The sequence below is a fragment of the Corallococcus sp. AB049A genome (genome assembly GCF_003668885.1).
Taxonomy (GTDB): domain Bacteria; phylum Myxococcota; class Myxococcia; order Myxococcales; family Myxococcaceae; genus Corallococcus; species Corallococcus interemptor.
The window spans coordinates 1-379 of sequence record NZ_RAWL01001498.1 but is presented as its reverse complement, the minus strand read 5'-3'; the positions used below and the strand labels follow the sequence as shown (position 1 = coordinate 379).

The 379-nt window shown below is 67.0% G+C and carries 1 protein-coding gene; it reads right to left on the bottom strand.

The window, feature by feature from the left end; all coding sequences use genetic code 11:
- Window positions 1-379 (bottom strand): SDR family NAD(P)-dependent oxidoreductase (locus D7X55_RS47570; RefSeq protein ID WP_199747523.1); only part of this gene is annotated, 379 nt, incomplete at both ends.

Here is a 379-nt window from a genome sequence, read left to right as displayed (position 1 = left end):
CACAGGAACACACTGGTGAGGTTGACGTCGATGACCCGCTGCCAGCCCTCGATCGGATAGTCGCCGCTGCTGGCCGCCGGCCCGCCGATACCGGCGTTGTTGACCGCCACATGCAGGCCGTCAAGTTCCTTGACCGTGCGCTGCACCGCCGCCTCCACCGCTGCATCGTCGGTGACGTCCAGCGCGATGCCGATGGCCTGTGCGCCGGTGCTGCGCAACCGCGCCACGGTGGCATCCACCGCATCCTGCTTGAGGTCCCAGACCGAAATACGGGCACCGGATGCGGCCAGCGTCTGTGCCACGGCCAGGCCGATGCCCGACACGCCGCCGGTCACGATCGCGGTCTTGCCGGTCAGCTGGTAATCAATCATCTGCATTC